Source organism: Leptospira venezuelensis (assembly GCF_002150035.1).
Classification (GTDB): domain Bacteria; phylum Spirochaetota; class Leptospiria; order Leptospirales; family Leptospiraceae; genus Leptospira_B; species Leptospira_B venezuelensis.
This window is the reverse complement of record NZ_NETS01000001.1, coordinates 1-7850: the sequence shown is the minus strand read 5'-3', so window position 1 is coordinate 7850 and position 7850 is coordinate 1. Positions and strand designations below refer to the sequence as shown.

General features: G+C 37.6%; 10 protein-coding genes. All 10 read right to left on the bottom strand.

Features of this window, described 5'->3' with window-relative positions:
• Positions 1–298 precede the first annotated feature (298 nt).
• Positions 299–583, bottom strand: a complete 285-nt coding sequence (locus B1C82_RS20615; protein WP_086445590.1) for a hypothetical protein — start codon at positions 581–583, stop codon at positions 299–301.
• Between the two features lie 223 nt (positions 584–806).
• The gene (locus B1C82_RS00065; RefSeq protein WP_158704333.1) at positions 807–1163 is read right to left on the bottom strand and encodes a hypothetical protein; all 357 of its coding nucleotides are present in this window, start codon (positions 1161–1163) and stop codon (positions 807–809) included.
• Positions 1164–1486: 323 nt separating this feature from the next.
• Positions 1487–1882 carry a hypothetical protein gene (locus B1C82_RS00060; RefSeq protein WP_086445588.1) on the bottom strand — a complete coding sequence of 132 codons (396 nt, stop codon included), beginning with the start codon at positions 1880–1882 and terminating at the stop codon, positions 1487–1489.
• A gap of 202 nt (positions 1883–2084) precedes the next feature.
• Positions 2085–2786, bottom strand: a complete 702-nt coding sequence (locus tag B1C82_RS00055; RefSeq protein ID WP_086445587.1) for a BA5345 family protein — start codon at positions 2784–2786, stop codon at positions 2085–2087.
• 193 nt (positions 2787–2979) lie between these two features.
• Entirely contained in the window at positions 2980–3255 is a 276-nt protein-coding gene (locus B1C82_RS00050; RefSeq protein WP_086445586.1) for a type II toxin-antitoxin system RelE family toxin, read from the bottom strand.
• The gene (locus tag B1C82_RS00045) at positions 3245–3487 is read right to left on the bottom strand and encodes a CopG family transcriptional regulator (protein ID WP_086445591.1); all 243 of its coding nucleotides are present in this window, start codon (positions 3485–3487) and stop codon (positions 3245–3247) included. Before B1C82_RS00045 ends, B1C82_RS00050 begins: the two co-directional genes overlap by 11 nt.
• Before the next feature lie 260 nt (positions 3488–3747).
• Positions 3748–4572: a hypothetical protein gene (locus tag B1C82_RS00040; protein ID WP_086445585.1), complete on the bottom strand. Its 825-nt coding sequence runs from the start codon at positions 4570–4572 to the stop codon at positions 3748–3750.
• Between the two features lie 1348 nt (positions 4573–5920).
• Positions 5921–6745 carry a hypothetical protein gene (locus B1C82_RS00025; RefSeq protein ID WP_086445582.1) on the bottom strand — a complete coding sequence of 275 codons (825 nt, stop codon included), beginning with the start codon at positions 6743–6745 and terminating at the stop codon, positions 5921–5923.
• A gap of 228 nt (positions 6746–6973) precedes the next feature.
• A complete protein-coding gene (locus tag B1C82_RS00015) occupies positions 6974–7240 on the bottom strand; it encodes a DUF2442 domain-containing protein (protein ID WP_086445580.1) in 267 nt (88 codons plus the stop codon).
• On the bottom strand, positions 7221–7466 hold the full coding sequence (locus tag B1C82_RS00010; protein ID WP_086445579.1) for a DUF4160 domain-containing protein: 246 nt from the start codon (positions 7464–7466) through the stop codon (positions 7221–7223). The genes B1C82_RS00015 and B1C82_RS00010 overlap by 20 nt, the downstream gene beginning before the upstream one ends.
• Positions 7467–7850 lie beyond the last annotated feature (384 nt).

Sequence of the window (7850 nt, the reverse complement as noted above, 5' to 3'; positions counted from 1 at the left end):
CAATCAAATTTAACGAACGAACAACTCGAAATTAATAAATAAACAAAATAACAAATTCTGGATGAAATGTTCGGATAACGACCAAGGTGTTCCGACGTTTGCAATGGCGCGAGGCTTGCCGCTGCAAGACGAGTGACAGAAGCAAATGTGGCGTAGCCCGAGCGAGTGGTCGCGAAAGCGATCCACGAGCGGAGCGGAAGCACCGATAGTTAGGCGATCGTGATCACCCTACTTAAAGTTATTAACCAAAATCTATATGCAAATAAAGTAGTTATCATGCACAAACTGCACTTTGAACTTATACTATGCCAATAAATAGACCTAGAAAAATAGCACCCCAAAATAATCCAAGTGAGCTGTCGTAAAGTCTATTCAATAACCAATAGTAGCCATATGATAAACCAAATGCAAATGCAGTTCCAAAAGTCGCTGAAAGCAAGAAATCTGCAAAATCTCCTGCTAAAAGCAACGCAATTAAAAAGTATATTACAGCGTATATTGTCGCACAAATTATCGGCTTACGAGTGATTACTAAAATCTGAATTAATCCAGCCAAAATTGCTGCTTTTGCTAAGAAATGCATATTGTTCCTTTTTATTAAATTTTGATGATCATGTCGCCTAACGACCAAGGTGTTCCGACGTTTCGCGAGTGCGAAGCACTTGGCGCGAGGCTTGCTCTGCAAGACGAGTGACAAAGCGAAATGTGGCGAAGCCCGAGCGAGAGTCGCGGAAGCGATCTCGAAGCGTAGCGGAAGCACCGATAGTTATACGACGTTTTGAATTCGCCAAAAAAGAGGTCTGTGATTATTCCTTTTCATAAACTAAACCTTCGCACATATCACCATCCCCTAATACAAATAAAATTGCTAAATTGTTACTCATATGTCTTGCTAATCTGCGGACTCCAAGAAATTCTAACTCCATTACGCAATTTGAATTCTCAATACACGCAATATTCCATCTATTTTTCAAAATTGTTGATTTCTTTATAGGCAGGCTTACTTCTTGAAGAAGTACAGATGGGATATTTCGCATTTCATAATTACCAGATTTCGATATCTCTATAATTGACTCGTTCTCAAATGAAGAGAAATCTTGCAGATATTTCTTTGAATTGGCGGATATTCTATATGTACCAGAGATATCCCCTAAATCTTTCAAATTCATTACATCAAAATAAGTAAGATCCCATCGGCAAAAATTCGGATGGCAAAAGGAAGAAAAGAGACAATTAGTAGAAATCAAAGTTAGAAGTACAAACTTCTTCGATATTAACATTCTTTCCTTTCTAATTTATTTGATTCAAAATGTCGTATAACGTCCAACGCTTGGCGACGTTCCGCGAGTCCGTAAGGACTTGGCGCGAGGCTTGCTCTTGCAAGACGAGTGACAGAAGCAAATGTGGCGAAGCCCGAGCGAGTGGTCGCGTAAGCGATCCATGAGCGAAGCGGAAGCACCGATAGTTAGGCGATGCGATGCACTTACTAAACTGGATTTACGAATAGCCCCATAATTCGAGTAACTATCACTCGCGCAACTATTCGAGATCCTTCAACAAAAAATCCCTTAGTCCCTTCTTTAAGATGATTCTGGTGATAAACTCTCATTGCCTGATCAACTATCCACATACTGGCTCTACCTTCCCTATCAACGGATACATTTAAATCTGTTAATATGGAACCATCCTTCGAATAAAACTCAGGCCAAATCATATAGACATCTCTTGAATGATTATTCGAAAAATCATATTTGAAATCACATCTATAGCCTTGAAATGGTAAAGTTTTACGACCACCTTCCTGTTCATCAATAAACTCGTAAGCAATTTCGAAATCAGCAATCCGAGATGTTTTTGCAGAATATAATTTCCATTTATCCATTCTTGTTCTTAAATGAAATCTTTTGCATCGTTTCGCCTAACGACCAAGGTGTTCCGACGTTTGCGATGGCACGAGGCATGCCCTGCAAGACGAGTGACAGAAGCAAATGTGGCATAGCCCGAGCGAGAGTCGCGTAGCGATCTCGAAGCGATGCGGAAGCACCGAAAGTTAAGCGCAGTAATCCAACTATTAAATAATTATATCAACCAGGCATATGAAATGTATATTCTTCCTGATTGTGGCTTTCTTTCCAGTTGCTTAATACATGAAAAAGTGACAGCCGAACAAATTCCTGAACATTTTCCACACTAGCTTTATAGGAGCAAAAATGAAAGAACAAGAGAGCGCCGAATAAAAGAATAATAACGATCGAAGTTATTCCGTTTGAACACTTAAATTCCATATTGTATCGGATCATAATGTATAAGATCAAGATAATACTTGCAAACAATGAAATAACCAAAGCCGCAAGAACTGAACCATTGCTGTGTTGCAGATCTGTCAACGAATCATTGCGAGCATTTATCCTTTCAATCGCTGGGTAATCTGTTCGTAGCCCATGCCAAATTATATTAATTACTCTCCACAACTCACGCTCATTATTAATATTTAGATTTCCGCTAAACTTTAATAAATGTTTATTCTGCAATTCCTTAATAAAAGTGCCATACTCAGGCCAAGGATAAAATGACATCTTATGAAATAGAAAGTGATGCACAATACTGATGATGTAACCAAAACCTGCTGCGAATGATACTAGTAAGGCGGCGTCAATATTAACACCTTCGATAATATTGATAAAGTTCTCGTTTGGCAAAAAGAATATCCAAATAAAAGAAAATGTATAAATTATGAATATAAATACAGGAATAATATAGCGTATAAATTTTCTTACATCCGTCATAGTGTTTTGCCAGTTTTAGAATAATTTTGGATTATTGCGCTTAACGACCAAGGTGTTCCGACGTTTGCGATGGCACGAGTTTGCACATGCAAACGAAGTGACAGAAGCAAATGTGGCGTAGCCCGAGCGAGTGGTCGCGTTAGTGATCCACGAGCGGAGCGGAAGCACCGTAAGTTATGCGATGCGACCGTCTTTACTTGTAACTATCTTTTCTTTGATCTACATCGACAAAGATAATTAATAGTTCGTTATCTTTTATCAAATAGAATAAACGATACTTACCAATGCGATATCTGTAAAGACCATCAAATTCACCCTTTAGCTTTTTAATATTAGGACTAAAGAATGGATTCTTTTTAAGAATCGGATATACATAATCTGTTAGCTTCTTTTGAAGATGTGAGAATTGACGATCTTTAAGTTTACTTTGAAATTGTTCGGTTTCCGCTATTTTATATTCAGCGGACAACTTTATACTTTCCTTGAGCTACTTCTTTCAGACCCTTTTTCAAAGATGTGATTAACTGCTTATCTGAAAAAATTTCATCCATCTCCTCATCAGATGCATAAAACTCATTCGTAAGATACTGAATTGCTGCATTTTCTACGAAATTCGAAATTGTACGTCTCTCTCCGTCAGCGGCTTTCTTAAATATATCGTAAATCGGGTCTTCAATTCGCAATGTGATTGTCTTGGACATACTAATTATACCTGCAATTTTATTCAAAATATAGCATAATAATTCATATGTCAAATTCCTTTTTAAAGTTTTTCAAAGCTAATTTCCAAATAATTCTCATTTTAAGAAATATTTGCGGTCGTTTCGTATAACGACCAAGGTGTTCGGACGTTTGCGATGGCACGAGTTTGCTCATGCAAACGAAGTGACAGAAGCAAATGTGGCTTTAGCCCGAGCGAGAGTCGCGTAGCGATCTCGAAGCGTAGCGGAAGCACCGATAGTTAGACGCCGGTTTTATGATTAGGCCAAAGTAACCTTTCAACCAATTCTTCGAGCCCATTATAGCCCTTCAAAGATTTAATTGCTGCCATATATTGTTGCGACGATTGCGCGTATTGATCAGTAAGATTTTTTAACTTAGAAGCTATTGGCTCTAAAGAATATATCGATAAGCAATCAAATTCGCCTGGATCAAAACCAAACTTTAAGCTAATAAATAAATCAGCCTTCGTTAGAAATTTTGCCAGTAAAGGTCGAGATCGCTGATTTAAAAACGTAACTAACTCATGTTTTCTATCTTCACCTAATACAAATATGTTGACTAAGCTAAATGAGTCAAAAAGACCAGATTTTGGTAAATCAAAGAACTTGCTCCTATTAGTTATAAAAAATAACCCAGCTTTGTCACTCGGTACTTTATATCCGGTCGGGCTTCTGGCCTTCTCAAACCCTCTATCAAGCTTTATATATCCTTTTTCGATGACAGTGTCTTCGTGTTCTACAATATACTCCCATTTAATTAATTCAAAAGGTTCATCTATAATCTTACTAGTATATTCTGTTTCATACGGAGTAATTGCAAACACGTATTTATCAGCACAAAGCGTCCAGCTTAGAGCCATATAAATCCCGAAATATTCGAAAGAGCCAAAATTGCCAATATTGTATCTTTCATATAAAGGATTTCGGTTTATATCTTTCCATTCATTAACTATCTTATGATTATCCATAAATGTATATGGCAAAGATAGTTGGCCTCTTGGAGCAAACTCATACTTATGAAGACCCGAAGAATAATCTTCTACAAAACTAAATTCAATATTCATTAGATTCGATTATTTTTTTATAAAACTGGCGTCTAACGTCCAACGCTTGGCGACGTTCCGCGAGTCCGTAAGGACTTGGCACGAGGCTTGCTTTGCAAGACAAGTGACAAAGCGGAATGTGGCGAAGCCCGAGCGAGCGGGTCGCGAAGCGATCCCCGATGCGCTGCGCCAGAGCTGTTAGTTATGCGAAGTAACCATGCTTTTTATACAATTACAGGAGTCTTACCAAAATGGTTTCGATACATCTAGGAAATAATACCGAATAAACGATACAGTAAATGCAAATAGATACGCAAAAGAAAATGCCTCGAATTTAATTTTAAGAAGAACTATCTTATTTCGCCAATTACCAAAAATACAAACGATAAATGCTACAAGGATTGGGACAAATAACAAGTTAGCAAGTTGTAGACTTGAATTTTTTAGAAAAATCTTTGGAAATACAAGCATACTTATATAACCAATTATTGAACCGAAAATAATATAGCCAATTGCTGTAGTAAAATATTCGAAAAGCTTTGATCTTTTTAATGAGCTCCAAACAGGCCCCGCTATATAGTCGGTTAAGTATTTGCCTAATACTTCTACAATTACCTCGAAAATTATTTCGAATATGATTTCCATACTATATGTTTCTTATGCCTACTGTAATAGAAAAAATTAAAGCAAATTATACAAAAAGTGAATATAAAAATTTAGAAAATAAAATTAACGTCATGGTTATTTCGCATAACGACCGAGGTGCTCCGACGTTCGCAACGGCACGAGTTTGCTTATGCAAACGAAGTGACGGACGCGAATGTGCCGAAGGCCGAGCGAGCGGGTTGCGTTAGCAAGCCCCGAGCGGAGCGGAGGCACCGTAAGTTAGGCGCTGTATCGCTCAAACACGGTGCATTCAAGAGCCCTACTCTGTAAAATCTACTAACAGAGCAAAGGTCAAATAAAGAAGAATTTACTTTTAGAGATAAAGTAGCGAACCCTTTTCGATTCTTTTGATGAAAGAGATGCAAGTAGTTCTATTAAATTCCTAACATACTATAGAGCTTTTCAAGCCTACGATATAAAACAAGAAAAGGGTGAAAAGCGACCCAACTTTAAGTCGATTCTCATTTGGTTTTAAAACAGAATTCACAATTTCTATCTTAAAAATAAAAAAGAAAATCGCGATATGGCGCCTAACGACCAAGGCTTGACGACGTTGGCGAGCTGAGCAAAGCGAAGACAGGCATGAGAATTGCCTTTGCAATTCGAGTGACTGAGCCAATGTGCCGAAGGCCGAGCGAGAGTTGCGTAAGCAATCTCGAAGCGATGCGTCAGAGCCGAAAGTTAGACGATGAACCGCTTAAGATCAAAATTTCCTTTTTTCAAAGACTCCAAAAGAAATATTTCCATTCCTTAATTTCGAAAGGGCATCAAATAGTTTTTTATATTTAGAGTCAGATAAATTATTAAAAAATTCCTTTGCTATTGAAAGAAAAAGCACATTACTCGAAGCATCCCAATCAGTGTTAACTATCAATTTGCGCCTATTTGCATAATTCATTATAGAAAGAATATGATTATATATGGTAAAGAGTAAATCTTCAATAACAACATCATCATGTTTATTAATCGACTTCGAGATACTTCCTATTTGTCTTTCTACATACGCTCTAAATTCATCTATATTTGAAATGAAAGCTTGATTGGGCATTATAAGGACAGCATCTCGTTCGAAATCTAGAGTATAAGAAAGTAATTGTTGCTTGATATTCCCTTTTTTAAGAAAATCTATTTCTTTTTTAATTTCTTTCTCCAATGAATTTAACGACTCTATTGCTTTGTTATGCTCATCTCGCTCTATCAGCCTATTAAAGGCTGAGTAAATTGATAAAACAGTCATCAGACCAAGTAAAATCGTGGTTAAGTATATATAATGCTCTCGTTCTCTTTCATATAAGGCAAGCAACGACTCTTCTTTTAAAGATTTATTATTTGTTTCGATTATATGCTTAAGTCTTAATAAATCTATTTCCGAAAACTTTGCTTCGACATGTTGAGAACTTGCATTTTTATCAATTTTCACATGTAATAATAACTCACTTACCGACTGACCTCTGTAGAGCAAAAACGCAAAACTACTAAGGTAAACGATTATAAAAGCAATAATAATAAATAGGATACTTTTCTTCATCTTATACTATCAAATTTAGCGGTTTTTCGTCTAACGACCCAAGGTGTTCCGACGTTTGCGACCCTGAGTCTCCGTAAGGAGACGTTAGGGACTGGCGCGAGGCTTGCCCTGCAAGACGAGTGACAGAAGCAAATGTGGCGTAGCCCGAGCGAGAGTCGCGTAGCGATCTCGAAGCGTAGCGGAAGCACCGTTAGTTAGGCGAAGTGAAGCGCTTAGTATTGATTGGGTTTATAATTTTTTACTGTGTGAGGTGAGATCGCCATTTCCTAACAAGAGACCAGGAACACTAATGTCTTCATCTAAATCATCCCAATGAAGACCAATCCCTCCTCCACTAACCTCATATCTTTCTAATTGCTCTTTCTTAGCTTTTCTTAATCGAGGAAAATAAGCAAGTGGAACTGATAAAGTTCTACCATCGTACAAAGATAACCAAAGATTATCTTCATCAAACCAAATCTTTTGGGCTTTTGCTTCAGATACCGAAGAAATCATTCCATTTACCTTCTATGAGATTTAAGTTCCTCTCAATCTCTTCTTCAATCCAATTTAACTCTTTAGAATTAAATCCGTAATTATCTTCTAACTTTACGCTCGGTTTTAGCCAAAATTTTGCTAATTTTTCTCCTCTTCTCACATGAATGTGAACTGGTTCCCGTGGATTTCCTTCGTTCGCAAAAAAGAAGAATTTATAGCCGTTTCTTTCAAAAACTTTTGGCATTCAACCAATGATGAACAATACACTATTTTAAGCAATAAATAAACTATTTATCCGTTTAGTATATATGATATGATCTTTTGCAATTCTATTCATAAACAAAATCTTAGCGCTTCATTTCGCCTAACGACCAAGGTTTGACGACGTTCCGCGAGTCGACAGGACTTGGCGCGAGACTTGCTCCGCAAGGCGAGTGACAAAGCGGAATGTGCCGAAGGCCAAGCGAGAGTCGCGTAGCGATCTCGAAGCGATGCGTCAGAACCGATAGTTAGACGACGGTTTGGCTCTATTACGCTGAGATTGGAAACTTGATTATATTCTTAGGTCTTTCTTGCATTGCAGTCCATAAATCTAACTTTGTCTGCATGCTTAACCAACTCTCTGCTG

Bases quoted from the DNA above. Each gene is read 5' to 3' on its own strand.
- B1C82_RS00025 (WP_086445582.1), bottom strand. From the start codon at position 6,745: ATGAAGAAAAGTATCCTATTTATTATTATTGCTTTTATAATCGTTTAC.
- B1C82_RS00040 (WP_086445585.1), bottom strand. From the start codon at position 4,572: ATGAATATTGAATTTAGTTTTGTAGAAGATTATTCTTCGGGTCTTCAT.
- B1C82_RS00045 (WP_086445591.1), bottom strand. From the start codon at position 3,487: ATGTCCAAGACAATCACATTGCGAATTGAAGACCCGATTTACGATATA.
- B1C82_RS00055 (WP_086445587.1), bottom strand. From the start codon at position 2,786: ATGACGGATGTAAGAAAATTTATACGCTATATTATTCCTGTATTTATA.
- B1C82_RS00010 (WP_086445579.1), bottom strand. From the start codon at position 7,466: ATGCCAAAAGTTTTTGAAAGAAACGGCTATAAATTCTTCTTTTTTGCG.
- B1C82_RS20615 (WP_086445590.1), bottom strand. From the start codon at position 583: ATGCATTTCTTAGCAAAAGCAGCAATTTTGGCTGGATTAATTCAGATT.
- B1C82_RS00015 (WP_086445580.1), bottom strand. From the start codon at position 7,240: ATGATTTCTTCGGTATCTGAAGCAAAAGCCCAAAAGATTTGGTTTGAT.
- B1C82_RS00060 (WP_086445588.1), bottom strand. From the start codon at position 1,882: ATGGATAAATGGAAATTATATTCTGCAAAAACATCTCGGATTGCTGAT.